The sequence below is a fragment of the Methylomonas methanica genome (assembly GCF_001644035.1).
Lineage (GTDB): Bacteria > Pseudomonadota > Gammaproteobacteria > Methylococcales > Methylomonadaceae > Methylomonas > Methylomonas methanica_A.
Genome location: NZ_LUUG01000065.1, coordinates 55,678 through 80,668 on the forward strand (window position 1 = coordinate 55,678; position 24,991 = coordinate 80,668).

Annotated in this window: 19 protein-coding genes and 3 tRNA genes; 12 read left to right on the forward strand and 10 right to left on the reverse strand. The window is 50.7% G+C overall.

Features of this window, described 5'->3' with window-relative positions; genetic code table 11:
- Nucleotides 1-42: 42 nt before the first annotated feature.
- The 3 genes from A1332_RS10620 to A1332_RS10630 are packed head-to-tail and all read right to left on the reverse strand — an operon-like array spanning nucleotide 43 to nucleotide 4,794.
- Nucleotides 43-1,398 (reverse strand): Dyp-type peroxidase, encoded by a 1,356-nt coding sequence (locus tag A1332_RS10620; RefSeq protein WP_064008462.1) that lies wholly within the window; start codon nucleotides 1,396-1,398, stop codon nucleotides 43-45.
- A gap of 13 nt (nucleotides 1,399-1,411) precedes the next feature.
- A complete protein-coding gene (locus A1332_RS10625) occupies nucleotides 1,412-2,716 on the reverse strand; it encodes a hypothetical protein (protein WP_064008463.1) in 1,305 nt (434 codons plus the stop codon).
- A gap of 41 nt (nucleotides 2,717-2,757) precedes the next feature.
- Nucleotides 2,758-4,794: a cytochrome P450 gene (locus A1332_RS10630; protein ID WP_157203992.1), complete on the reverse strand. Its 2,037-nt coding sequence runs from the start codon at nucleotides 4,792-4,794 to the stop codon at nucleotides 2,758-2,760.
- A 461-nt stretch (nucleotides 4,795-5,255) separates the two neighbouring features.
- Here A1332_RS10630 and A1332_RS10635 point away from each other — a divergent pair, with 461 nt between their 5' ends.
- The 3 genes from A1332_RS10635 to A1332_RS10645 all read left to right on the forward strand — a co-directional run bounded on the left by A1332_RS10635 (nucleotide 5,256) and on the right by A1332_RS10645 (nucleotide 9,444).
- Nucleotides 5,256-6,872, forward strand: coding sequence for an alkaline phosphatase D family protein (locus A1332_RS10635; RefSeq protein ID WP_064008465.1), 1,617 nt, complete (start codon nucleotides 5,256-5,258; stop codon nucleotides 6,870-6,872).
- Between the two features lie 84 nt (nucleotides 6,873-6,956).
- Nucleotides 6,957-8,210, forward strand: coding sequence for a glycerophosphodiester phosphodiesterase (locus A1332_RS10640; protein ID WP_064008466.1), 1,254 nt, complete (start codon nucleotides 6,957-6,959; stop codon nucleotides 8,208-8,210).
- A gap of 436 nt (nucleotides 8,211-8,646) precedes the next feature.
- The gene (locus tag A1332_RS10645) at nucleotides 8,647-9,444 is read left to right on the forward strand and encodes a PEP-CTERM sorting domain-containing protein (protein WP_064008467.1); all 798 of its coding nucleotides are present in this window, start codon (nucleotides 8,647-8,649) and stop codon (nucleotides 9,442-9,444) included.
- Between the two features lie 164 nt (nucleotides 9,445-9,608).
- Here A1332_RS10645 and A1332_RS10650 read toward each other — a convergent pair whose 3' ends face one another.
- Complete coding sequence (locus tag A1332_RS10650) at nucleotides 9,609-10,391, reverse strand: thioredoxin fold domain-containing protein (protein WP_064008468.1); 783 nt, start codon at nucleotides 10,389-10,391, stop codon at nucleotides 9,609-9,611.
- A gap of 518 nt (nucleotides 10,392-10,909) precedes the next feature.
- A complete protein-coding gene (gene fnr, locus A1332_RS10660) occupies nucleotides 10,910-11,659 on the reverse strand; it encodes a fumarate/nitrate reduction transcriptional regulator Fnr (protein WP_064008470.1) in 750 nt (249 codons plus the stop codon).
- A gap of 232 nt (nucleotides 11,660-11,891) precedes the next feature.
- Here fnr and parC point away from each other — a divergent pair, with 232 nt between their 5' ends.
- The 4 genes from parC (at nucleotide 11,892) to A1332_RS10680 (ending at nucleotide 14,579) form a co-directional block, all read left to right on the forward strand.
- Nucleotides 11,892-14,129: a DNA topoisomerase IV subunit A gene (gene parC / locus A1332_RS10665; RefSeq protein WP_064008471.1), complete on the forward strand. Its 2,238-nt coding sequence runs from the start codon at nucleotides 11,892-11,894 to the stop codon at nucleotides 14,127-14,129.
- A 193-nt stretch (nucleotides 14,130-14,322) separates the two neighbouring features.
- Nucleotides 14,323-14,399 (forward strand) — tRNA-Pro (locus A1332_RS10670).
- Between the two features lie 6 nt (nucleotides 14,400-14,405).
- Nucleotides 14,406-14,482 (forward strand) — tRNA-Arg (locus A1332_RS10675).
- Nucleotides 14,483-14,503: 21 nt separating this feature from the next.
- A tRNA-His gene (locus tag A1332_RS10680) sits at nucleotides 14,504-14,579 on the forward strand.
- A 469-nt stretch (nucleotides 14,580-15,048) separates the two neighbouring features.
- Here A1332_RS10680 and A1332_RS25295 read toward each other — a convergent pair.
- From A1332_RS25295 to A1332_RS10690, 3 genes are all read right to left on the reverse strand, one after another.
- The gene (locus tag A1332_RS25295; protein WP_157203993.1) at nucleotides 15,049-15,252 is read right to left on the reverse strand and encodes a hypothetical protein; all 204 of its coding nucleotides are present in this window, start codon (nucleotides 15,250-15,252) and stop codon (nucleotides 15,049-15,051) included.
- 322 nt (nucleotides 15,253-15,574) lie between these two features.
- Nucleotides 15,575-16,486: a ribosome small subunit-dependent GTPase A gene (rsgA, locus tag A1332_RS10685; protein WP_064008472.1), complete on the reverse strand. Its 912-nt coding sequence runs from the start codon at nucleotides 16,484-16,486 to the stop codon at nucleotides 15,575-15,577.
- Nucleotides 16,486-17,736 carry a M48 family metallopeptidase gene (locus A1332_RS10690; RefSeq protein WP_064008473.1) on the reverse strand — a complete coding sequence of 417 codons (1,251 nt, stop codon included), beginning with the start codon at nucleotides 17,734-17,736 and terminating at the stop codon, nucleotides 16,486-16,488. The genes rsgA and A1332_RS10690 overlap by 1 nt, the downstream gene beginning before the upstream one ends.
- Before the next feature lie 89 nt (nucleotides 17,737-17,825).
- Here A1332_RS10690 and orn point away from each other — a divergent pair, with 89 nt between their 5' ends.
- The 4 genes from orn (at nucleotide 17,826) to A1332_RS10710 (ending at nucleotide 20,943) form a co-directional block, all read left to right on the forward strand.
- Nucleotides 17,826-18,371: an oligoribonuclease gene (gene orn / locus A1332_RS10695; RefSeq protein ID WP_064008486.1), complete on the forward strand. Its 546-nt coding sequence runs from the start codon at nucleotides 17,826-17,828 to the stop codon at nucleotides 18,369-18,371.
- The gene (gene crcB / locus A1332_RS10700; RefSeq protein WP_064008474.1) at nucleotides 18,371-19,078 is read left to right on the forward strand and encodes a fluoride efflux transporter CrcB; all 708 of its coding nucleotides are present in this window, start codon (nucleotides 18,371-18,373) and stop codon (nucleotides 19,076-19,078) included. The genes orn and crcB overlap by 1 nt, the downstream gene beginning before the upstream one ends.
- A 42-nt stretch (nucleotides 19,079-19,120) precedes the next feature.
- Nucleotides 19,121-20,392 carry a serine--tRNA ligase gene (gene serS / locus A1332_RS10705; RefSeq protein ID WP_064008475.1) on the forward strand — a complete coding sequence of 424 codons (1,272 nt, stop codon included), beginning with the start codon at nucleotides 19,121-19,123 and terminating at the stop codon, nucleotides 20,390-20,392.
- A gap of 161 nt (nucleotides 20,393-20,553) precedes the next feature.
- Entirely contained in the window at nucleotides 20,554-20,943 is a 390-nt protein-coding gene (locus A1332_RS10710; RefSeq protein ID WP_064008476.1) for a group I truncated hemoglobin, read from the forward strand.
- Nucleotides 20,944-21,009: 66 nt separating this feature from the next.
- Here A1332_RS10710 and A1332_RS10715 read toward each other — a convergent pair whose 3' ends face one another.
- Nucleotides 21,010-23,034, reverse strand: coding sequence for a methyl-accepting chemotaxis protein (locus A1332_RS10715; protein ID WP_064008477.1), 2,025 nt, complete (start codon nucleotides 23,032-23,034; stop codon nucleotides 21,010-21,012).
- A 557-nt stretch (nucleotides 23,035-23,591) separates the two neighbouring features.
- On the opposite strand from A1332_RS10715, the gene A1332_RS10725 reads away from it, so the two are divergent.
- Nucleotides 23,592-24,317 carry a pentapeptide repeat-containing protein gene (locus A1332_RS10725; RefSeq protein WP_064008479.1) on the forward strand — a complete coding sequence of 242 codons (726 nt, stop codon included), beginning with the start codon at nucleotides 23,592-23,594 and terminating at the stop codon, nucleotides 24,315-24,317.
- 37 nt (nucleotides 24,318-24,354) lie between these two features.
- On the opposite strand, the gene A1332_RS25640 is transcribed toward A1332_RS10725, so the two are convergent.
- The coding region (locus A1332_RS25640; protein WP_064008480.1) for a hypothetical protein at nucleotides 24,355-24,991 on the reverse strand (637 nt) is incomplete at its 5' end.

The window sequence follows — 24,991 nt, forward strand, 5'->3', positions numbered from 1 at the left end:
CAAACATATAACTTTCGGAAACGTTTATCGCGATATGGCCTATCAAGAGTTCCCCAGCAACCCCAACGCGCTCAAACTAGGCAAAAAGAAATAACTCCCGCCCCGCGTTGTCACAAACTGCTGAAACCCGCAAACCCGCCGCCGCAGCGGTTCATCCTGAATCGTAAAATTGCGATTCTCCGCCACGCCGCTGCCGATCAACGGGTCGTCTTCGTCGTATAAGCCGGCGAATTTGACGCTGTTGATCCAGGTGTGTTGCACAAATTCGAACTGGCGTTCGATATTCGCGTTTAAGCAGATGAACAACAAGCCGCGTTCTTTGCCGTCGTCTTTTGCCGGGTTTTCCAGGAAGTTGCCGTAGCTACGACCGCGGCGCAGGATACGGTGACGGTTGGCGACTTTTAGCGCTTCCGCTTCGGTAGCGCCCAATCCCACTGCTCTGGGATTGGCGCGGCGAATGTGCGAGCCCAGCGGGCAGCCAGTGCCATGAGGATCTTTGGTGAAGTTAAAGCTGTTATTGACCTTGTTCGGATCGGTGTCTTGATTGGGCTCCACCACCGCACCGCTTTTCCAGCGGCCGACGAATTTGGCGGCCAGATAGTCGGCGGTGATACCTTGGCGTGCGGCTTCTTCTTCCATGAATTGCCAGAACGCGCCGACATCCTGCTTCAACTGACGAAACACCAAATAGGTGCCGTTTTTGCCAAAGGTTTCGCCGGCAGCACCCAACTGCGGCATTTTGGTGAGTTTGCCGTCGTATTGATTCGGATAACCCAGCAAAAACTCGCCGGTGGCAATGTCGCCGGTGCCGCTGGTGGTGGGGAAGCCGTCCACCGAAGGGTCGGAAATGCCGTCGGCGAAACCGAAATGTTCCAAGGTAAAACCATCGGCGTTTTGTTTTTTTTCGCTGGCTTCCAAACGCTGCACCACGCTCAAGCCGGCACCTTTAAAGGCTTTTTCGTGGTATTTACGGCTGGCGTTGTGGATCGCGTCGTTTTTGGAAAACAGCATAAACAATATGTCCACGCTATTGTCGCCGCTGCCCCAGTCCCATACGCTGGGATCGTTGATGCCACGGTCGCCCAGCAGTGCGGAACGGTGTTCCGAATGCATGCCTTCCCGAAACGACAGTTCAAAGCTGTAAAGGCTTTCTTCACTGACTTGTAGTTTTTCGAAACCGGAATAGCTGATCGCCAGGTTCAGGAGGTTTTCAGTTTCATCGGTCGGTTTATACGCGCCGTGGCTGATTTGATTTTGGTCGACCAGGTTTTTTAGCCAGGGCTTGGTTTTGCCGGCATCGTCAATTTTTAGCAGGTAATAACTGCAGTTGGCCATGTACTTGCTGTAGCCGCTAAACACGATGCCTTGTACGTCTTCTAATTTATCGATGGTGGTCATTGTTGGAGTCCTTTTATAAACATTTCAGCCAAGCAGCCAGATTGGTCGTGGAAAATAAGCCTTCGTGAATCGCCCGATTATTGGCGACATTTTTCACGGACAAATCGATGTAGGCGCTATACCAAACCAACTCGGCAAGCTGGCTATTTCTGGCGAAATTTTTGAAGCGTTGTTCGTCGCGGGAGCCGCCGCGCACGGCCAGCCATTGCGTATCCGGAAAGCCTCTGTCCTTGCCCAGTTGAGTATTGCTCCACACGGCGGTTAAGCCGACGCTGGCGTGGTCGATAAATTCGCCCAGGTAGTTTTCCCAGCTGCCGTCGTAATTGCTCATGAACAATAAACGTTTGTTGCCGGGCAGAATCACCCAACGGGCAAAATGAATGGTGACGATGCCGCTCAGATCGCCCTTGGTAGCCACCAGTTTGGCGACCAGATTGATACCGGCTAGCACGACCCGCAAGGTGGCCAATCTAAACCAGCCGGGTTTGATGTCGATGACACTGGTCAGATGGTTTTGCAATTGCCGGTCTTCCACGCGTTGAATGGCTTCCATTTGCTTGGAAACCACCCAGGGCTTGTCGTCTTGTTTGTCGCGCATCTCGTTCCAGCGCAACAGCACCGCGAAAGCGACGCCGGCTATCAGCACCAATACCGCCAAAAATTCCACTAGCGGCCCGAACATGCCGAAGAAACCGCCCACCAGCAATATGCCCAAGATGGCTAACAAAGTATTGAAGATGTTTTGCCCCATGCTGTTCAAAAACGGTTGTGGCGCGGGTTTGTTGATGGCGCCTAAATGCTTGACGATGTCGGCATGAATCTCAGTCGGCTGTTTAGCCGCCAACTCCGGGCGATTGGCATCAATATAGTCTTGGATACGCTGGCGGATTTGCTGTTGCTCGACAATCGTATTGCGGGTCTGGCCGGGGTGGGCGACGTAAAAGGCATTAGCACCGAAATCATTTTTCAATAAATAGTCGGCCAGTTGGCTGGCGTTATTGCCCGGATAATCCTTGCAACAGCTATAAACGGTATTCACAAAGTCCGGATTGCCGGCAAGCAAATCGTTGATAAATTGCTTCACGTCGCCGTCGATGTTGGCTTCAAACGCCAGCAAAGCCGGCTCGCCGGTCTCAACTTCTGACGGATGCTTGCCGGGGATAACGAAAAAAGTGCAATAGTGCAGCTGCTGATAATTGGAAAATTTAATTACCGGATTATTTTTAATATCCGTGCCTATCGGCGCCAGATACGCTTCCAGCTTTTGCAGCTGGTCCGGCAATATTTCCGTGATAACGGTCATGGGGTTTTGTTGCATACACACGTCCTCTTGAAATTATTATCGTGCTGGTGAAGAAATTACCGATCAAAGCTCAGGACAAATTGATCGGGAAACGGTCCGTCGTACAAGATGCCGCTGGAAATTTTTAAGTTGTTCAAGCGCAGCAAACTGGCTACCAAGGTCGGAATCTGGATGCGGTTGATGTATTCGCCAAAGCAGCGGTGCATGCCGTCGCCAAAGTGCATATAGCGATCCAGCGCACGATCATCGCGTACACTGAAAGGCTCCGGCCAAGCGTTTTCGTCGAACATCGCCGAGGCGGTAAAGGCGAAGACTTCGGCGCCGGGCGGAATCTTTACCCCGGCAATCTCCGCACCGTTTTTGCAATGTCGGCGCATGGCCGCCGCCATAGTGTTGAAACGGAATGCGTCGAAGCACAGATGTAATAGCTTGTCTTCGTCATCGACCGCCTGTTTGGCGCGTTGCAACACCTCGGGCTTGCTGAGCAATTGCTCGACAATCAAGGTGGTGGCCATCGAGGTGGTATCGAGTGCGCCGACGATCAAGCCGGAGATGTTCCGGCGGATGCCGTCATCGTCAAGATCGTGTTCGCCGTCCATGCCCATTTTGATCAGCCGCGATAGAAAATCTTCAAACTGCTCGCCTTGTTTGATGCGCTGCCGGCGCTCGGCGATTAGATTTAATAAGTACGGCCCCATTTCCCGGAACGATTGTTCGGCGGTGATTTGAATGCTGCGGTCGTTGCTAAGGTTCAAAAACAGATCGTGAAACAGGGATCGCATCCAGCGCATCATCGTCACTTCATCCGGTCCGGGCACCCCCAGGTAATCGCGGATAAAGCGCCGCGCCACCGGCCGGGTTAATTGCGACACCATGTCGATCCGGCCTACCGGCAGGGCGGCCTGGATCATCTCGTCGCAATGCTGGCGGACGATGCGGCGAATCAGTTGGTCTTCGTCGGGCTTGATTACTCGTCGCAAGGCGCCTTGTTCTTTGCTATAGGCTTCCGAGCGGTCCATGCCTAAGAAAAACGGCCCGTTCAGCCGTTGCATATTCGGGGCGTTGATTTCGGCGATGGTAAATTCGGTGTCGCGAGCCAAAGTCTCACGTACGTCGCTGTCGCGAGTCACCAAAGCGCGTTTGCCCAGCACCAATACCGGCTTGTGTTTGCGTAATAAACCGAATAGCCAGCGCTGTACCGTCGCACCGGCCAGCATCGCGACGCCTCGCGCCAGGTAGTAACTGACGATATTTTGCGGCGTGGTGGATGTGGGGTGATGATCCAGGACAGGTGCCGGCGCGGACCGATGTTCGCGGTACATTTTCAAGGCCAAGGCGCCGGTTGGCGTTGCAGTCAATTGCTCGACAAAAGCCTGGTAGGCAGCCGGCAACTCTGCCTTGGTCGGTTGTACGCCGCCGAACTGGGCCGGCAACAACACCGGAGCGGATAGTGCAGCCAGACAATAATCGGCGATGCTGGGTTGGTCGCCCAGTAAATAGGCTCTGCCGTCGGCGAGCAGGGTGTCCAGCTCCGCAAAGATCGCTTCGATTTGTTGTTTGCAGGGTTCGACTTGTCCGGGATCGGCGGGTAGGGATTTTTCCATGGCTTTAGCCAATAGGGGATAAGCGAGTTCTGCCAACCATTTTTGCCAGCTAGGCACTCGCTGTTGCCAGAACGACAGCACAGTTTCTTTGTGCGGCAACAACATCGCATAACCGTAATTGCGAGTCGCCAGGCCCAATTTGTCCACCAGCAACGCCAGCAAGCGTTCGGTTTCCGCCAGACTCTTTTCGTCGCGCGGATACAGCCGCAGTTCAGCGGGCAAACGGGCATCGATGTATTGCAGCGATTGGTGCATGGTGCATAAGGTTGCTTCGCTGGTGATCAACACCGGCATGGCCTTCGCATCCGCGCCTGCCAACAAGAAGGCTGGTAAATGCAGCATCGGCACACTGCCTTCCTCCCGATACGGCACCCCGCCGTAGTCGAGCATCCAGCGTACTAATTCACTGATATGAGATACCGGAATCGTCAATAAACGATTCAGTTGTTTGGATTTGGCTCCACGCCGCGTGCTTCCGGGTTTGATCATGATTCCTTCCTCTTGCTTGCTATTGTTATAGTTATTAATGCTATAGCTGGCATACACCGATGACTGTTAGTCGTGTCGGTTTGAATGGCATGTTGATATGCGCGCTTGGAAAACAACTTGCCGGTCTGCTTAGGTATGCCGTTATCGGCGGCCAAGCAATTGTTAATCCACCGGTGAGCCAAACGCCGAGCTTTAGCGGAGTATCAATAATAGACCAATCGTAACTAATTGAAATAAAAAGCGAAAGACAAAATGTTGCTTAGCAACAACCGTGCCTAAATGCGAAGCGCGTCACAAAACGCGGTGAGTTCCGCGCGCCTGCTGCCTAGCAAACGGAACGCTTCTCTGGCGACGGAATCGGCTACAAAACATTCCGCTTCGTTCTCTGTGGACCTTAATCAGATTGTCATTTGCCGCTGCCTATAATCCGGGCCTCTTCACAATGCTTAGGAGCAGTCGCAATGCAATTACTAAAACCCAGCTGTCAATTTTTAAAACCGGCCAAACTGGCATTGACAATCGCCGGCTTGTTAACGTTGAACGCGCCGGTATTTGCGGAAACCGTTGATGTGCCGCAAATGGAGCAAGGTATCCAGATCGGTGATTTAGCGCCCGGACGCGCTATCGTCTGGAGCCGCGCTGACCGCCCCTCGCGCATGATGCTGAAATATGCCTATAACCCGCAGTTCAAGGATGCGGTCAGTCTCCGTGGTCCGTATGCACTGGCCGAAACCGATTTTACCGCTCGTCAAGACTTGACTGGTTTAGCCGATGGCAAAGACGTTTACGTGAAAGTCTGGTTTGAAGATTTGACCAATGCCCGTGGCAAAAGCGAACCGGTGGTTGGGCATTTTCATACTATCGGCAAGCGTGACGATATCCGTTTCGTCTGGGGCGGCGACACCGCCGGCCAAGGCTGGGGCATCAACGAAAGCTTTGGCGGCATGAAAATCTATGAAGCCATGCGCCAGGTGCAACCGCAGTTTTTCATTCAAAGTGGCGACAATGTGTATTCCGACGGCCCGATTCCTGAGAGCAAGCTGGCCGAGAATGGCCAGATTTGGACTAACGTAGTTACTCCGGAAGTGAGTAAAGTTGCGGAAACCTTGGACGAATTCCGTGGCCGCTACAAATACAATCTGTTGGATGAAAACGTCCGCCGTTTCAATGCCGAAGTGCCGCAAATTTGGCAGTGGGACGATCATGAAGTGGTTAATAATTGGTCTGATTCCAAAGACTTGAGCACCGACCCGCGCTACACCGAAAAGAACGTGCCGACGCTGATTGCCCGCGCCACCAAAGCCTTCCTGGAGTATGCACCGTTGCGTCCACACGACGCCGAAGAATCCGAGCGGATTTATCGCAAAATTTCCTACGGCAAACTGCTGGATGTGTTTGTGTTGGATATGCGCAGCTATCGTGGCCCTAACACCGCTAATCTGCAATCTGAAGAAAATGCCGAAACCGCCTTCCTCGGGGCAGAGCAAATGGCTTGGTTGCAGGAAGAATTAAAAAACTCTAAAGCCACCTGGAAAGTCATCTCCGCCGACATGCCGATTGGTTTGAATATCGGCGACGGTAACACCGCCCAAGGCCAGGCGCGTTGGGAAGCGGTTGCTAACGGCAACGACGGCGCTGCTGCGGGCCGCGAACTGGAAATTGCACGGTTGTTGAGCTTTATCAATCATGAGCATATCAACAATCTGGTTTGGCTGACTGCCGATGTCCATTACGCCGCGGCTCATTACTACGATCCAGCCAAGGCCGCGTCCAAAGATTTCGCGCCGTTCTGGGAATTCGTCGCCGGTCCATTAAACGCCGGCTCCTTCGGGCCAAACAGCACGGACGGCACATTCGGTCCGCAAGTAGTTTTCTCTAAAGCGCCGCCAGCCGGCCAAGTCAATCTGTCGCCTTACGCCGGTTTGCAATTCTTTGGCGAAGTGAATATCGACAAAAAAAGCCGCGCGATGACTGTCGATTTCAAGGACATCGACGGCGCTGTGGTATTCAGCAAAACGCTTGCGGCGGAAGCCGAGCGTGAGCACGAGCACGATCATCACGACCGCGATCACGACTAAAACCACGTTGCCGGGGTGGTGTTTGCCGTCCGGCAGTTTCTCTGGTTAAGACATTTAACTTCAAGCAAAATAAGGACCCTATTCATGTTGAAACCCACGTTATTGACTATTTCCATGCTAGCTTCACTCGGTGCGCAAAACAGTGCCCATGCCCTGCCGCACAGCGAACATCACGACCATGCCAATGCCGGCCCGCTGGTTATTGGCCATCGCGGCGCGTCCGGCTATCGCCCGGAACATACACTGGCCGGCTATGCCTTGGCGATTGAAATGGGCGCGGACTTTATCGAGCCCGATCTGGTGCTGACCAAGGATGGTCATATGATTGCCCGCCACGAACCGATGATAGGCGGTACCACCGATGTGGCTAATCATCCGGAATTTGCTGATCGCAAAACCACCCGTATGGTCGACGGCTTTGTGGTGACCGATTGGTTTGCCAGCGACTTTACCTTGAAAGAAATCAAAACTCTGCGCGCCATCCAAACTCGCGGCCGTGATAATTCTTATGACGGCGAGTTTGAAATCCCAACCTTGAACGAAGTGATTGCGCTGGCCAAGCAGCAAAGCGAAAAAACCGGCCGCCGCATTGGCATTTATCCTGAAATCAAGCATTCCACTTATCACGCCGATCTGAAGAACGCCAAGGGTAAGTCTTTATTTGGTAAGAATTTCTTCGAAGACAAACTGCTGAAAAAACTGCATAAGGAATACGGCAACAGCGCTTGCGCACCGGTGTTTATCCAGTCATTCGAAGTCAGTAATCTGCAATATTTGAGCCGCAAGACCGACATCAAATTGGTGCAGCTGATCGATGCGGACGACGTCAACGCCGACGGCTCAATGTCGCTGGTTGCGCCGTATAAACAGCCGTATGACTTTGTCGTGAAAGGCGATCAACGTACTTTCGCCGATTTGCTGAGCAACGACGGTCTGGATTTTGTAAAAACCTACGCGGATGCGGTAGGTCCGTGGAAGCCTTATCTGGTGAAAACCGTAGCCGTCGATTTTGACCGCAACGGCGACGGCAAAGTCAACATTAATGACCGTATTGTTGAAGGTAGCACCGGCGTAGTAGAAATGGCCCACGACAAAGGCTTGCTAGTGCACACCTGGACCTTCCGCAATGATGCCTCCGGTTACGGCTTTGCCGATCCGCAACAGGAAATGACTTATTACTTTGATTTGGGTGTGGATGGCTTGTTTACCGACTTCGCCGACACCGCAGTAGCTGCGCGCGATGCGTCGATTAATGCGGAACATGCCGATTTTCTGGGACGTTGTGAATCTCGCGACGACGATGGACATGAAGGTCATGCGCGTCATCATGTTCGCTGATTTGTTGTAATTCTTTAAGGTAAAACCCGGCGCGGGCGGTGCCGGGTTTTTAGGTCTGTCCTTAAATTATGTGAGGCCTAGTTGGATATAAATCTACAAGTTGGTCTGTGGGTGAAAATGGGCAAGTTGCTAGTCTCCAAATCTCATGCCTTTCCCGTTGTTCCATAAGTTCTCTCTGGCAATGGCCTGTTTTGGGCGTCACGTAAAAGTCTTTCCATATCCCCCAAGTACGATGGAATTAAACGTCGATAAATTTTACATTTTTTAGTGGAAGTTGAGTATTCTTCTGGGTAATTTATAGCATAAAAGTCATATATATCAATTTATTAGCTATTTTTATTTTATATTGGCCCATATTTTGCTTTATTGTAGAGGCGTGCAGCCATTTTAGCTGCTGCCATTGAAAATTTAACTTCTACTTAATTCTGGAGATACTATGAAAACCAATGCTTTTGCGGCGCTTGTTGCTGCTGTGCTACTAACCCCAGCCGCACATGCGGGATTTGTGAATGGTAATTTTGAAACCGGCGATGCGAGTGGTTGGACAACTGGTGGAGGCTTCAGAGGCAATGAACTGAACTCAACTTTGGATCCTGTCAATTACCTGCCAGGAGGCGCTAATTACAGTTCTTCTATAAATCATTCCGCTATTGTGACTGCTGGTTTTGATGCAAATACCGGAAATAATCTTAACCGGGTATACAGCGGCAATTATTCTTATCGTGTTGAAGATACTGCCATTGGCGGTTACGGTTCCGCAATCACGCAAACTGTAAGTAATTATCAAGACAGCAGTATTTTCTTTGCATGGGCGGCAGTATTGCAAGGTGCGCATGGTGTCAATGATGCTGCAACTTTCAAATTAACTTTAACAGATTTGACCAGTATGACGGTCTTGGTAAATAGAGAATATAACGCAGCCACTACTGGTAGCGGCGTTGATAGCCGTTTTACACTTTCTTCAACCGGTTACTATTACACCTCTTGGCAAGTAGAGCAGTTGACCAACCTTACTCTCGGCCATACTTATCAGCTGAGCTTATTGGCTGCGGACTGCGAGCCAACCGGGCACAGAGGCTATGTCTATCTCGACGGTTTCGGTGCTGTGACTCCTCCGGTGGTGGATAACGGCACCGTTCCAGAGCCAGGTACCTTGGCTCTGTTAGGTGGCGGTTTGTTGGGTATGACCCGTTTGGCGCGTCGTAACGGTAAGGTTAACGTGATCGCCGCTTAATTAAGGTGTCGTAAACAGCCTGAAGATTGGAAAGGGCAGTTGGAAAAATCTGAATGCCCGTTCATGATGTTAGTTTTATCTTTCAGGCAGTTTCTTTGAGATGTACCGCAGACTTCGGTTTGCGGTACTCGATGTCAAGCTGACGCCTCCGAACAGTTTGAGCGTTACCGGCGGGTGTTAGGATTCGGAAAAAATAGTTGCTGCTTAATTTTCTCACGTAGCAATGCGAGAGCCTGGTGATCATCCCAGCCGCTCATAGTAGAGCCGTCCGCGAAGACGACGATAGGTGTCGCCATTCGCCCCATCCCAAAGAAAAATCCAATATCGTTCATCATTTCGTGCGGATATGAACAACCCGGGCTAGCAGGTTCGCTAGGTGCATTTTCGCGCATCATTGCCTGCCAGGATTTTGCGGCATTGCTAGAACAATAAATATTGGCTGCTCGCCGGTAGCCTTCTTCGGTTAATCCAACCGGTGCAACAAAAGCGGAAACATCTTCTTGCTCAAAGGCTCTTTCAAGTTTTCGGCAAAATGGACAATCCGGAGCCGACCAAATTACCGCCACTGCCGGTTTTCGGCGTTGAATAAAAATAAGATTTTCAAATGGCAGATACTTGATCTGCTCTTTCAGCCAATTTCTTTTTCCTTCTGAGTTGCTTTCCAATGGGGAGCGAATGCTCCAGCCTTGAGACCTTACATTTCCCAGCCAAGCCATATCTTCTCGAAAATAGGCGGAAGGAGAGCCCGGCTGCCCCGAGCGGACCGCATAAAAGCCCGGAAAAATAGTGGGTTCGATGTGGTGTCCTTCCCGCAACGCTACACGTGTTTCTCGTTCGAACGCGGTTTTAGCTTTGGGTAGGTCAGGTTTCCAAGAGGGGCTGTCAGCAAGCGTGCTTTGGCCTGCTATACAAAGGGTCGCGATTAAAAAGCCTTTTAATGTACTCATGTGATTTTTGATGTCAGATTTCTTTACAAGACATTGTCAGAAATGTCCGGCAGGTGATTTCAGCGTCTGCGGTTTTTGCAGATGCTATTCGGAGTAGGAATTTAACGCTGTTGGGGTCATTTTGATAAGACCAACCGATCTGACGGGCCGCTATTTTATCTCTACTGCTGCGCGGTTATTAAATATATTCCTGGCATTTTACAGCCATTTGACATCGATCAAATGGCCTTGTCCGATCAATGTCATGATGTTGTCCAAGCCTTATGGCTTGAAGTGCGTCTCCTTTGATAACGCGCTGGGGCGCGGCAAAGGCGAATTATAAAAACATCGTCACAACCGGAAAACTTATGAAATTAATCAGCCAAGTATTATTGTTAGTTATCGCAGTAACCACCCTGGCCGCATGCGGCGAGCAAGGTGTTGGCCCGAGCAAACCAAAAGCTGATTCCTCTAAAGAAATTAAATAAGCGGCTTTAGCTTGGAACGCGATATTGCCGTGTCTTTGCAGTCCGGCAATATCAATCCGAGAGGCCGGCGTAGGCATTGCAATTTACAGTGCAAGAGTTAACCACGGTTTTCAGTGCGCTTAAATTGTGGATTTTTATCCCGCGTTGCTTAACGGAAATAATGCCTTGTTGGCTTAAATAAGCTAACTGCCGGCTGACAGTTTCAATCGTCAGACCCAGAAAATTGGCAATATGCAAACGGCTCATCGTTAAATTGAATGATGTGCTGGAAAAACCCAATGCTGCATAGCGTTGTGAGAGCATCAATAGAAAAGTGGCCATCCGTTCCTTAGCGGAGCGATGTCCAAGCAAGATAATCTTGTCGTGATCGGACGCAATTTCCTTACCCAAAATTCGCATCAGCTGGCTGTGTAAGCTAGGGATCTTGCCGCATAGTTCGTTGAGATTGCTTAACGGCAATTCGCAAACCGAGGCGGTTTCCAACGCAACAGTCGAGCAGGTAAATCGCCCATATTGCAGCGAATCCAGCCCCATTAATTCGCCGGGCAAATAAAAGCCCATGGTTTGTTCTTCGCCTTCTGCGTTGGCCATAAAACTCCGGAAAGAGCCGGATTTGATTGCATACAAACTTCTGCACGTATCGCCTTGCCGATAGAGTAAATCGTCAATCCGCAGCGGCCGCCGTTCGCGAATTATATTCACCAGTTCTTCGACTTCTGACTGTTGTAAACCAAAGGGCAAGCATAATTCGGACAGCTTGCAGGTTTGGCAAGTGACCTTGGTGGAGTTGGTTTCAGTCACGTTTGCCCTTGGTTAATGTCGCTGTTAATTGCATAGTAACAGAGCTTGTTAAATTACATGCCTTGCCTTGTGCTCGCACGAGAATTTTCCCCGTCTTTCTTGAGCCGGCCAGGTTTGTTTAACTGACTGCATCCTATTTCCGATACGCCATCCTTTCGTGACTATGGTATTTTAGCGACCCTATATCGCGCCGCCATTCGCCGGCTTACAACACAGGAATATTCGCAAAACAATGGGTGTACAGGAAAACTTCGAACAACTCCCGCTAAAAGAATTTACCGAAAAAGCCTACCTGGATTATTCCATGTACGTGATTTTGGACCGGGCTTTGCCGCATATCGGCGATGGCCTGAAGCCGGTACAACGCCGCATCGTGTATGCGATGTCGGAACTGGGTTTGACCGCGCTGGCCAAGTACAAAAAATCGGCACGTACCGTCGGTGACGTGCTGGGTAAATACCATCCGCATGGTGATTCTGCTTGCTACGAAGCCATGGTGTTGATGGCGCAGGACTTTTCTTATCGTTATCCGTTAATCGATGGCCAGGGCAACTGGGGTTCTCCAGATGATCCGAAATCTTTCGCTGCAATGCGGTATACCGAATCCCGGTTAACCGCCTATGCGCAAACCCTGCTCAGCGAATTGGGTCAAGGCACGGTGGACTGGACCGACAATTTCGACGGCACCTTGAAAGAGCCCAGCCTGATGCCGGCCCGCTTGCCGAATGTGCTGTTGAACGGCACCATGGGCATTGCTGTGGGTATGGCCACCGACATTCCGCCGCACAATCTGCGCGAAGTCGCCAACGCCTGCCTGCAATTACTGGACGATCCTGAAACGTCACTCGAAAACTTGCTGACGCATATCAAGGGGCCGGATTATCCAACGGATGCCGAAATCGTCACGGCTAGCGCCGAGATTCACAAAATGTATGCGACCGGCAATGGCTCGGTGAAGATGCGTGCCAAATATGAGCTGGAAGATGGCAACATCGTCATCACCGCTTTGCCGCATCAAGTCTCCGGCGCCAAGTTGCTGGAACAAATTGCCGCACAAATGCTGGCAAAAAAGCTGCCAATGATCGAGGATTTACGCGACGAATCCGATCACGAAAATCCAACTCGCCTATTAGTTATTCCCAAGACCAAGCGCATCGATGTCGATGCGGTAATGTCGCATTTATTCGCTACTACAGACCTGGAGAAAAATTATCGGGTCAATATGAATATGATCGGTTTGAACGGCAAGCCGCAGGTTAAGAATTTGCGCATGATTCTGACCGAATGGATCAGCTTCAGAACCGAAACCGTACGCCGCCGTTTGCAATATCGCTTGGATAAGGTGCTGGCACGTTTACATATTCTGGAAGGTTTGCTGATTGCCTATCTGAATATCGACGAAGTAATCGCGATTATCCGCAGAGAAGATCATCCCAAGCCGGTTTTGATGGCCCGGTTTGGCTTGAGCGACTTGCAGGCGGAAGCAATTCTGGAACTGAAGCTGCGCCACTTGGCCAAGCTGGAGGAAATGAAGATTCGCGGCGAACAGGACGAGTTGGAGCAGGAGCGCCAAGCGTTGGAAAAAACTTTGGGTTCCGAACGTTTGCTGAATCGTCTGATCCGCAAGGAAATCGAGCGCGATGCGGAAAAATACGGCGACGAACGTCGATCGCCCATCGTTGCCCGCGATGCCGCGCAAGCCTTGGATACCACCGAGCTAATCGCCAACGAACCGGTCACCATTATTTTGTCGCAAAAAGGCTGGATACGCGCTGCCAAGGGTTACGACATCGAAGTGGAAAGCCTGAGTTATCGTGCCGGCGATGGGCATTTATCGTCGGCAAAAGGCCGGACTACTCAGCCGGCGTATGTGTTGGATTCCACGGGGCGCGTCTATACGATTACTACGCACGATCTGCCGTCCGCGCGTAGTCAGGGTGAGCCGCTGACCGGTAGACTTAATCCGCCGCCAGGCAGTTTGTTCACCGATGTGTTTACCGGGCAGCCTGATGATTGGTTATTGATTGCCAGCAATGCCGGTTACGGCTTTCGGGTTCAAGTAAAAGAGCTGCAAAGTAAAAATAAGGCTGGTAAAGCGTTGTTGAGCTTACCGACAGGAGCAAAAGTTTTGACCCCCGCGCCTATTCCGAACGGTCTCGACTTGCTGGCGGTTGCAACGTTGCAGGGAAGGTTGCTGATATTTCCGGCGCTGGATCTGCCGGAGCTGGCGAAAGGCAAGGGCAATAAGCTGATCCAAATTCCCGGTGGGGACTTAGTTTCCGGCAAGGATGTGGTGGTTGCGGTAACAGCGTTGTCGGCGAATAGCGAATTGAAAATCGTCTCCGGCAAACGACACGTTACACTCAAGGCTATGGATATTGCTCAATACACCGGTCATCGCGCCAATCGCGGCACAGCATTGCCGCGCGGCTTCCAAAAAGTGGACGGACTGGAGTGTGTTGTCGCTTAACACTTTGCCTGCGTGAGATCTTATTATTGAGGCTTTCAACGCTTTTTTGGAGTTTTTTGTGCCAGCTATTTGAGGGCTAAAATCGGGTTATCAGATCAATGTGAAAAAATCTGTTGACGTAAGTAATCGATGTCTTTATCATAGTTATCTTTCTGGAGTGCTTCCGCTCTTCGGGATAATAAGAAGGTCAATTCGGGGTATAGCGCAGTCTGGTAGCGCGTCTGCTTTGGGAGCAGAATGTCGGGAGTTCGAATCTCTCTACCCCGACCAAGATTTGCGCTTGTAGCTCAGCTGGATAGAGCATCGGCCTTCTAAGCCGAGGGTCGCAGGTTCGAGTCCTGCCAAGCGTGCCATCGCAAAAATTCATCATTATGGTGAGCGTAGCTCAGTTGGTAGAGTCCCGGATTGTGATTCCGGTTGTCGTGGGTTCGAGCCCCATCGTTCACCCCAATAAATTCAACAGCTCACAATTGTTGATAGTCTCAGAAAATCTTTCTGGTAGCAAAGCTTGTAATAAACGATTATTCGTTTGATGGCTCTACTGTCTTTAATTTCACATCGTTACATTTAACATCGAAGCGGTTCTATGTCCGCTCGCCTCGAGTTTATTTCCTGCCGTATCGCTCACACCTTTGCGCTTTAGATAGTGAAATGTAAACCTCGTTCACTGTATGCCAAGACGCGCGGCTTGGGCCTCTGAGCCGACTCGTCCGATAGCGGTTTTTAAACGTGATATCAGGTTACCAGTTTTCATCGGAAATGAAAACGTAACGATTTTCTGGGTGGTCGGGTGTCATAGTTTAAAGGCGTCAAGGATTGAGTTGTGGGCTTAGTGCGGTTCATCTACATTGATCAAATCCAGCACTTCCGATAGTCGCATCCTATACAGGTATGCAATCTCCATGTATGTTGGTACGTATCAATAGATTGAAGCGCGTGCAACATACAGCATGAATTGGTAATCTTGATCTTCAGCGTAATGTTGCCGGGCTTTAACCGTCAGATTTTTAACCCTGGAAGTTGGGTTAAATTTTACTTTTTCATATTTATATTCATATTCATACGCCCAGCTAAATACTCGTTTTATGCTTGCGATTTCCTTATAGGCGCGAATAGCAGACACTTGGCTCCTGGCATCACGGAGAGGTGGGCTCAAACCATTGAGCAATAATTCCAGAATTTAACGTGAAGTCCCAGCCATTGATTGGTAACCTGCGGCAGCAAGTCAGTACAGGCCTGATATTGCTTTCTTCTTGGTTTTTTTGGATATCTTCTACTCTGTCTGTGTGTTCTTACGGATTACTCAAAACTAGCAGGCCCATTACTTAATGGGCTGTTCAATTTTTCAGCACCGGCTCTATCGCCCTTTAACTGTGAATTTTCACACATCTATTTTCTGTCTCTCTGCGCGCTTATTTTATAAAATTAGAGGGTATTTAAGCGAGTCAATTGCGATTGCCCGGCGGCATTTTTTCTCTGAGTTTTAAGAAACGCTGATAGCGTTCTGTGGCGACCTCACCGGTTTCCACTGCTAAGCGTACCGCGCAATCCTTGTCGTTGACATGCCGACAGTCGTTGAAGCGGCATTTGGAAATGTGCGGCTGGAATTCTCTATAACCCCAAGCCAGCTGCCCTTCCGACAAACCTGCCAAGCCAAATATCGCGACGCCGGGGCTGTCGATTAAATCGCCGCCTCCGGGTAAGTGGTAAAGCGTCGCAGCCGTGGTGGTATGGCGGCCGTGACGGGTGATTTCCGAGACGCTATTGATTTTTAAGTTGCGCTCCGGCAATAGAGCGTTGGTCAAGGACGATTTGCCTACCCCGGATTGGCCGGCGAACATGCTGGTTCGCTGAGCCAAAACCTGTTGCAAGCCGTCGATGCCAATTTTTTGATTGGCGCTGACTCTATGCAGGCTGTAGCCCAAGTTTTGGTAATACGCCAGCCCTTCTTCAACCGCAGGTGACAGCGGCAGATCGACTTTATTCAGCACCAGTGCCGCATCGATATTGCAGTTTTCGCAGATTGCCAGATATTGATCCAGCAGCAAAAAATCGCATTCAGGTTCGGCGGCGAACACGATGAAAATAGTATCCAGATTGGCCGCTACCGGCCGGGTGTCGTTGCCGCGGCTGGGGCGCTGCAACACCGAGCGCCTGGGCAGTATTTGCTCGATGCGGCCTTGCTCGGGGGAGGACATGGATAGCATTACCCGGTCCCCCACTACCACGGTGTCCAGTTTGCGTAGAGTCTGACAGAGTACGAGTTGCTCGGCAGCTAAACCGGCATCGTCGCTCACCTCGACGGCGATGCCCTTGCCGAGATGGGCGACAACCAAGCCCTGTTGCAGGTCTGCCATCAGGCGGACTGCATCTTTTCTTCGATATGCGCTATGCGGATCGCGGCCGGCGGATGGCTGTAGTGGAATGCGGAGTACAAAGGATCGGGTGTCAGGGTGCTGGCGTTTTCTTCGTAAAGTTTCACCAAGCCGCTAATCATTTTACTGCCTTGGGCATTGCGGGTGGCAAAGTCGTCGGCTTCGAATTCGAATTTGCGTTGAAAATAGGCGCTGATCGGCTGCATGAATGTGGTGAACACCGGCGACACCAGCATAAACAGCAACAGTGCGGCGGCATTTGAGTGGGTGCTGACGCCCAAACCGTCGAAAAACCAGTCCTGGGTGATCAACCAGCCTAACACCGCAAAGCTGATCAAAGTCATTACCGACGAAGCCACCAGCATTTTGATGGTGTGTTTGCATGTGAAATGACCCAACTCGTGAGCCAGCACAGCTTCCAATTCTTCCTCGTCCAGCGAATTCACCAAGGTATCGAAAAACACGATGCGTTTGTTATTGCCCAGACCGGTGAAATAGGCGTTGCCGTGGCCGGAGCGGCGCGAGCCGTCCATGATGAAAATGCCTTGGCTGTTAAAGCCGCAACGTTCCAATAATCCCTGAATGCGTTGTTTCAAAGAGCCTTCCTGCATAGGCTCGAATTTGTTGAACAGCGGCGCGATTACGGTCGGAAACAGCCAGCTCATCAACAGTGAAAAACTCATGATGATGGCCCAAGCATACAGCCACCATAGCCCGCCAATGCTGTCCATGACCCACAGAATCAGCGCCAGAATCGGCAAGCCGATGACCAGCGTCAAGCCCATCGACATCAGTTGGTCTTTTACAAACTGCGGCAGCTTGCTTTTATTGAAGCCATACTTTTCTTCGATGACAAAGGTTTGGTACAAGCTGAACGGGATTTCAATCACGGTCATCAACAGAAAAATGCTGGCCATTGAGAACAAGCTGGCCATCAGCGGCGATAAATCGAAGGTCGACCAGAAATCGAAAACCAGGCTGATGCCGCCACCCAAGGTCAGCGCCAGCAGAAATATCATGCCGACCACACTGTCGATGTCGCCCAGTTTGCCTTTCTCTATGGTGTAGTCGGCGGCCTTTTGGTGCGCGCTGAGCGATACCCGGTCCTGAAAGGCGGTAGGCACCTGTTCACGATGCTGTAAAACATAGGATTTCTGGCGCATTGCCAGCCAGAATTGGATGCCGTAGGAAAGGACTAAAGCCGCTAAAAAAATGCCAGTAAACGTGTTCATCAAGCCTATGTAGGTGGGGTTAACAATTAGCGGTACAGATTAGCTAATGCTACAATTTGCCGCAACATTATTAATACCATGGAATGAAAATGGCTCAAGATGCCGACAATCTTATCTGGATCGATCTGGAAATGACAGGCTTGGATCCTGATAACGATCTTATCATCGAAATCGCCACGGTGGTGACCGACAAAAATCTGCAAATCCTCGCCGAAGGGCCGGTGATGGCAGTGCATCAATCCGATGCGGCTCTGGCGGCTATGGACGACTGGAATCGGCAGCATCATGGTCAATCCGGATTGATTCAGCGGGTCAAGGACTCAAAAATCGATGCCGCCGAAGCGGAATCACGTACGCTTGAATTTTTGCAGCACTGGGTTCCAGCCAGAACGTCGCCGATATGCGGCAACAGCATCTGTCAGGATCGGCGATTTCTCTATCGCTACATGCCCAAACTGGAAGCGTTTTTCCATTACCGCAATCTGGATGTGTCTACCGTGAAGGAATTGGCTGCGCGCTGGGCGCCGCAGTTGAAGGACGGCTTTAACAAGCAGGCCTCGCACAAAGCCCTGGACGACATTATCGAGTCCATCGAAGAACTGCGTTACTACCGGGAAACGTTCTTTAAATTCTGATGTTGCAATTGTTTGCGGTCGCTCTGGGCGGCGCCATCGGCTCCATGTTGCGCTATCTGGCCTCCAGCGGCGTGTATCTGTGGTTGGGTAGAGGTTTTCCATACGGTACCTTGACCGTCAATTTGCTCGGTTCGTTTTTGATCGGGCTGATGACTGAAGCCTTGATTCTGCAACGGTTGGCGATAGCGTTGGAATACCGCACCGCGATTTTGGTAGGCGTAATGGGCGGTTTTACCACCTTTTCCAGCTTTTCTCTGGAAACCTTTTATTTGCTCGAACAAGGCCAAATCGGCAAGGCCGGGCTAAATATTGTAGCCAGCGTGTTCGGGTGTCTGTTGGCGGTATGGGCCGGTTTGGCGATAGGCAAAGGGTTATTTTTTTATTCGCAAGGTACATTCCGTCTGTTCGATTGGCCGTTTCCTTATGCATTGACGATAGTCAATGGCATCGGCGCGTTTTTGATCGGTATCGTCGCCACGGTATTGATGCACAAACTGTCCATTTCAATAGAGTACCGGGCTATTTTAGTGACCGTTCTGATTGGCGTATTCATTACCCTGTCCGGTTTATATTTAATTCTCTACCTGCTGGAAAGCGGTCATTCCTTCGAATCGCATATGGGCGCGATGCTGACTGTTTTTCTCAGTAACATTGTCTTTTGTGCGGCCGCGCTGTGGTTCGGCTTGTGGCTAGGCAAGCAGGTCTAGCCGCCGTTTTCTCTCTTTTTTCAAATCAGGATATTCACAACCATGCTAGACCCCCGTTTATTTCGAAGCGACCTGGAACTGGTTCTACAACAATTGCAAAGACGTGGCTTTCAATTCGATGCCGCCGCCTATCAAAGTCTTGAAGATCGGCGCAAAGATGTGCAGGTCAAAACTCAGGAATTGCAAAACGAACGCAACACCCGTTCCAAAGCCATCGGCCAGGCCAAAGCCAAGGGCGAGGACATTCAACCTCTGCTGGATCAAGTAGCGGATTTGGGCGATCAGCTGAAAGCCGCAGAATCCGAGTTGAATGACATTCAAAACCAGTTGAATATCCTGCTGGAAGGCATTCCCAATATTCTCGACGCAGCAGTGCCGGCCGGCAAAAGCGACGCAGACAACCAGGAAGTTAGCCGCTGGGGCGAACCACGCCAGTTTACGTTTACTCCAAAAGATCATGTCGATCTGGGCGAACCCTTGGGAATGAATTTTGAGCTGGGCGCAAAAATCGCCAGCGCCCGTTTCGTGGTCCTGGCCGGGAAACTGGCTACCTTGCAACGGGCGATTATTCAGTTAATGTTGAACACGCATATCAACGAGCACGGCTATCAGGAAACCTATGTGCCGTTCCTGGCGAATGCCGACAGTTTGCGCGGTACCGGCCAACTACCCAAGTTCGAAGCCGATCTGTTCACGGTCAAGAACGATCCGACTTTTTACCTGATTCCCACCGCCGAAGTGCCGGTCACCAACATCGTCCGCGATGTGATCGTTGAAGCCAAGCAGATGCCGCTGAAATTCGTTTGTCATTCGCCCTGTTTCCGCAGTGAAGCCGGCGCTTACGGCAGTGACGTACGCGGGATGATACGCCAGCATCAATTCGAAAAAGTCGAGTTGGTGCAAATCGTCACCCCGGAAACCTCCGCGCAAGCCCATGAAGAGTTGACCGCACACGCCGAAACCATTTTGCAAAAACTGAATTTGCCGTACCGCAAAGTGTTGCTGTGCGCTGGCGACACCGGCTTTTCGTCGTCAAAAACCTATGATCTGGAAGTGTGGTTGCCCGGTCAGCAAAAATACCGAGAAATTTCGTCTTGCAGTAATTTCAAGGATTTCCAGGCGCGGCGCTTACAAGCCCGCTGGCGTAATCCGGAAACCGGTAAACCGGAATTGGTGCATACCTTAAACGGCTCGGGCTTGGCTGCTGGACGGACTTTAATCGCGGTGATGGAGAATTATCAAAACGAAGACGGTTCGATCACGGTGCCGGAAGCTTTGCGGCCCTATTTGGGCGGTCTTGAGAAGATTCAATAACTTACAATTCATCGGGTCTTTGGCAGCGAGTAAATAGTTTGGATGCGAAACTATCATGCGTTATCATCGCTGCCGAGGCCGTTAAAACTGGCAAAATCAATAGCTTGCCAAATTAGTCGCCGCCTCGACAATTCAATAATTATAAGAGGAGGGGTAAAAAAATGAGTGAAGCAAACCAAGTACAAGGACCATCGTTGTATGAGCGCATCGGTGGCGAAGCGGCAGTGAACGCGGCTGTCGATGTGTTCTACGGCAAAGTGCTGGACGACTATCGGATCAACCGCTTCTTCGCAAAAACCGATATGCCTAAGCAGGTTGAGCATCTGAAAGCCTTTATGACGGTAGCCTTCGGTGGCCCAAACAACTATACAGGGCGGTCCTTACGGGACGGTCATGCCCGCTTGGTCACCATGGGCTTGAACGACTCGCATTACGACGCCGTTATGGAGCATTTGGGCGCTACCTTACACGAACTGAATGTGCCGGAAGATCTGATCTCGGAAGCCGCCGCGCTGGTGGAAAGTGTTAGAGGCGAAGTGCTGGGTAAATAGATTGGGTTCCGCTACCCTGTTAGAGCGATACAAACCTAACAAGGTGGCGGATTCTCTTGGCTAGATCTATAGTTTGAATTGTTTGGTTAGTTTCTGTAAGTTTTCCGCTAGCTGATTTAGCTGGCGCGCTTCGGCGGTAGTTTGATTCGCTCCGCTACTTGTCTGTTCCGAGAGACTGGTAATGTGGACGATATTTCGATTGATTTCCTCCGTCACCGCCGTTTGTTCTTCGGCCGCGCTGGCAATTTGCAAGTTCATCGCATCGATGGTTTCCACCGATTGGCTAATCGCTTCCAGGGATTGCATTGCTTCCCGAGACTTTTCCACCCCTTCATGCGCTTGCGAACGGCTTTGTTGCATGACGGTGACCGCTTCGCGCGATCCAGTCTGTAATGTGACTATCATGTTTTCGATCACCGCCGTCGATTCCTGGGTACGGCTTGCCAGGTTGCGGACTTCATCCGCCACCACTGCAAAACCGCGGCCGTGTTCGCCGGCACGGGCGGCTTCAATCGCGGCGTTCAATGCTAATAAGTTAGTTTGTTCGGCGATACTTTTAATCACGTCCACTAAAGAGCCTATTGACTCGCTGCTTTTTTCCAAACTCTGAATCACATTGGCAGCGGCTTCAACGTCTCTAGCCAATTGGCTGATCGATAAGGTGGCGCTCGCTACGACGTTTTTGCCGTTTTTCGCCTGCTCGTTAGCATTGCTGGCGGCCTGGGCCGCGGTATTAGTGGTACTGGCCACATTCTGGATGGTGGCACTCATTTCGTTCACTGCGGTAGCGACCGAAGTGGTCTCTTCGCGTTGCCTATCAAGATGAATGGCGCTCTGGCCGGCAACGGTGTAGACCTTTTGCGCCGAAGTATGCAATTCGGCGCTGGTATGAATGATTTCTTTGAGTAAAGCCGAGCTGGTGTCTATCATGGCATTGAAGTTTTCCGCAATTTCCCGCATTTCATCGTTCGAATCAATGTGTACTCTGGCGCTTAGGTCGTTTTGGGCAACGAGTTTAGTCGCGGTATTTATTGCCATAATGTTGCGGCTGATCGACTGAGTTAAGCCCAGCAACAGCAAAATTACCACGAGTAAAACCCCCAGTAATCCGGCCAACGTCAGTTGCAGAAATCGGTCGGCTGCGGCGCTACGGCTTTGGAAAATAACGTCAAGTTTATCTATCAGCTCGTTGTAGAGCTGGTATGACTGGGTAATCGCCTGAGTGGAAATGTCGAATACGGTGTTGCTGTCAACGGAAATGGTTTCGCTTTCGATCAATTGCTGCCGTAATAGAGAGAGCATGGATTGCAAAGCTTTTTGGTAGCTTTCGTTGGTTCCGCGCACACTTCGGCCAACCTCAGGGTTTTCTGCAAATGCCACCTCAAGGCCTTCATCTACTTTGCTGGCATGCGTTTCTATGTTGGCGATCAAGATCAATAATTTGGTCAATATTTGCGGAGTGTAGCTGCCTTTGGCTGCGATTCCGGATGCCAGCGCCCGCGCTTGCCCCATAACTTCTATCAACTCGGGTAAGTCGGCTGTCAGCGCGAAACCCATATGAAAACTATCGAGCTGCGGGTCGAGAATGATTCCGGAGGTGTTCGAGATATGGTTTAGCAGCTTTAAACCATCGGCCACCAACAAATTATGTGCTGCTATCGTCGCAACTAACTCTTGATCCATGGCGTGTATTTTGATGTCGTTCCATTGTTGGTTGAGCTTGGCGAGCATGTCGTCGGTGTGCAATGTGCCCTTCAACTCGCGGTCCACTCTTTCAAGTTCGGCAAAATAACCATCTATCTCTTCGCGTTTGTTAAAGATCCGTTCCTTGAATTGTGTAGCGCCGTTTCGAAACGCGTTGGTCATGCCCCGATGCTGCTGTATATGTTCTATCGGCGTCCTCAGGGCTGCGATGTAGCGCAAACCATAGCGTTCTTGTTCCAAAGATTTGGTTTCCGTCCGAAACTGCTTGATCAAGGTGCCGGCCATGAACAGCATAGGGATTAGCACGACAGTGAACAACAGGGCGAATTTCGCCGGATAGCGAAGTCTATCCATCAAAGCGATTGCAGGTGAAATTAGAAAATTCATAGCCAAGATCCTAGCGGTGTTGTGCGGGGGCGAGTGTTTCGGCAAATATAGTAGCTTTATGTGTTTTGGTGTAAGCCTCTAGTGAATTTAATCTGCGGCTTAATTCGGGGCAACCCGTTAAGGTGGCCTAAAGTCGGGCGATCAGTAGAATCACCGCGGAAACAATCAGGCAGCTTCCTACCAGCCATGATCGAATCCGAGGGGGTGTTTTGGACGTCCGCAGTACAATAAAAGTTGTCAAGGATATCAATAAGGTCGGATAGGCTAATAGGACCGCCAACTCCGATAGCTTAGCGATAGCGCCTGCGTTGGTCGCTTCAAAAGTGTAATAGCTGAAACAGCCTAAACTTGGCAGCGCTATTATCAGGGCAAAAATCAATAATTTGTGACTGAGCTTGTTCATGGCTTAAAGTTTGCTGTGGGGTTATCGAGAAACATGTATCCAACTTGGTAGTAGGCCGTTAACCGGAAAAAGTCTAATCTGTTGGATTATGATTCGCTAAAATTCACAAATCGCTGTTGTTTTGATACAGCCTAGCTCACTTTGGGGAGTAGTTATGCCATACGATTCCGGTAATTGCCGAGCATTGATAACGTTTAGTCTGTGTTTTTGGCTATTGCCTTGCTCCTCCGCGGAGCTCACTCGAGAAGACGTTATCGCGCTTATTACCGAAGCGGGTGCGCAGCGACCCAAGCTAGCTAAAAAAGACCTGTCGGGCTTGGATCTATCCGGGATAGATTTTAATAAAGCCGACTTGTTTTCCGCCAATCTGGACGGTGTTAATCTCAAGGCGGCCAGATTAATCGGGGTTAATCTCAATCTTGCGCGCATGGGTAATGCGAATTTGCAGAATGCCGATTTATCTGCCGCGAGCCTATACGGTGTAACGATGGACTATGCCGACTTGTCCGGCGCCGACCTGAGTCGCAGCCGCGTGACCGGATCGCTGAACAATGTCAACTTAACCGGCGCTAAATTAAAACAGGCCAATTTAGGTCCCAATTCCGCAAGTCCACGGCAACGACTCGATAAATTGGAAATGAACAATGCGATACTGAATGACGCGGATTTGAGTGGCGCTAATTTTAATTATGCGCTGATGATCAACGCCTCGTTCCGCAACGCAGACTTAAGCGGCGGTCAGTTTATCTGGACGGACTTGTCTGGCGCCAATTTAGACGGTGCGACTATTGCCGGGGCGGATTTTAGGAGTGCCAAGTTTGATGGCGCAAAGGTGGACAACGTAAAAGGGGTCGATACAGCCCTGGGCTTTAAAAAGTAAGCTTAAGCCTGCTTGTCAGCGCTATGGCCTGAAGATCTTAAGGTGTTACCGCGATTGTTCCGGTGGGCGTCGATAATTGTAACGCCGATAGCCCGCCCAAAGGGTGGAAGCCGGCGTAAACACTGTCGGCAAAGTGCGCGTCATCGGCAAAAACCACGTTCAATTGCGATGTTAGCCGGTTGGGTACACGATACCAGGGCATTAAACCGGCCGGTTGAGAATCGATTGGGCCTGCTGCTTTGAAATCCAGCTTGCCTTGCTCGTTGCAATACGCCATTTGCGTGTAAGCATTGGCAATAAAATTCAGCCGTTTCCAGCCGCGCAGTTTGGCATGCCAGCGCGATTGGTCTTGCTTGCGGTTTTCCAGAAACGCCGCGTAATTACTTCCCGATAAAACCGATTCCACTTCATACGCAAAGGTCAAGGCTTGGCTGAAAGTCCATTCGCCAGGAAGACCGGCATTCACCAAGGTGAAATTAAGCTTGGAATCGTGATGAATCAGGCTGCGCAGCCGCAGCCATTTCAATAACTCGTCCCGATCCGGTGCGTTAAGAATTTCAGCCAATGTATCGTCCGGACCCAATTGGGCGTAGCCGAGCGCAACGCTGAGGAGATGGAGTTCTTGTTTGCCCAATACCACGACCGCCGCCTTGCCCGAGAAATAGTCAAATCTG

Coding starts and splice junctions, on each gene's coding strand:
- A1332_RS10715 (WP_064008477.1), bottom strand. CDS start 23,034: ATGAATTTTCTAATTTCACCTGCAATCGCTTTGATGGATAGACTTCGC.
- A1332_RS10690 (WP_064008473.1), bottom strand. CDS start 17,736: ATGAACACGTTTACTGGCATTTTTTTAGCGGCTTTAGTCCTTTCCTAC.
- A1332_RS10650 (WP_064008468.1), bottom strand. CDS start 10,391: ATGAGTACATTAAAAGGCTTTTTAATCGCGACCCTTTGTATAGCAGGC.
- A1332_RS10645 (WP_064008467.1), top strand. CDS start 8,647: ATGAAAACCAATGCTTTTGCGGCGCTTGTTGCTGCTGTGCTACTAACC.
- A1332_RS10620 (WP_064008462.1), bottom strand. CDS start 1,398: ATGACCACCATCGATAAATTAGAAGACGTACAAGGCATCGTGTTTAGC.
- A1332_RS10630 (WP_157203992.1), bottom strand. CDS start 4,794: ATGATCAAACCCGGAAGCACGCGGCGTGGAGCCAAATCCAAACAACTG.
- serS (WP_064008475.1), top strand. CDS start 19,121: ATGCTAGACCCCCGTTTATTTCGAAGCGACCTGGAACTGGTTCTACAA.
- A1332_RS10710 (WP_064008476.1), top strand. CDS start 20,554: ATGAGTGAAGCAAACCAAGTACAAGGACCATCGTTGTATGAGCGCATC.
- crcB (WP_064008474.1), top strand. CDS start 18,371: ATGTTGCAATTGTTTGCGGTCGCTCTGGGCGGCGCCATCGGCTCCATG.
- A1332_RS10625 (WP_064008463.1), bottom strand. CDS start 2,716: ATGCAACAAAACCCCATGACCGTTATCACGGAAATATTGCCGGACCAG.
- A1332_RS10725 (WP_064008479.1), top strand. CDS start 23,592: ATGCCATACGATTCCGGTAATTGCCGAGCATTGATAACGTTTAGTCTG.
- parC (WP_064008471.1), top strand. CDS start 11,892: ATGGGTGTACAGGAAAACTTCGAACAACTCCCGCTAAAAGAATTTACC.
- rsgA (WP_064008472.1), bottom strand. CDS start 16,486: ATGGCAGACCTGCAACAGGGCTTGGTTGTCGCCCATCTCGGCAAGGGC.
- orn (WP_064008486.1), top strand. CDS start 17,826: ATGGCTCAAGATGCCGACAATCTTATCTGGATCGATCTGGAAATGACA.
- A1332_RS10640 (WP_064008466.1), top strand. CDS start 6,957: ATGTTGAAACCCACGTTATTGACTATTTCCATGCTAGCTTCACTCGGT.
- A1332_RS10635 (WP_064008465.1), top strand. CDS start 5,256: ATGCAATTACTAAAACCCAGCTGTCAATTTTTAAAACCGGCCAAACTG.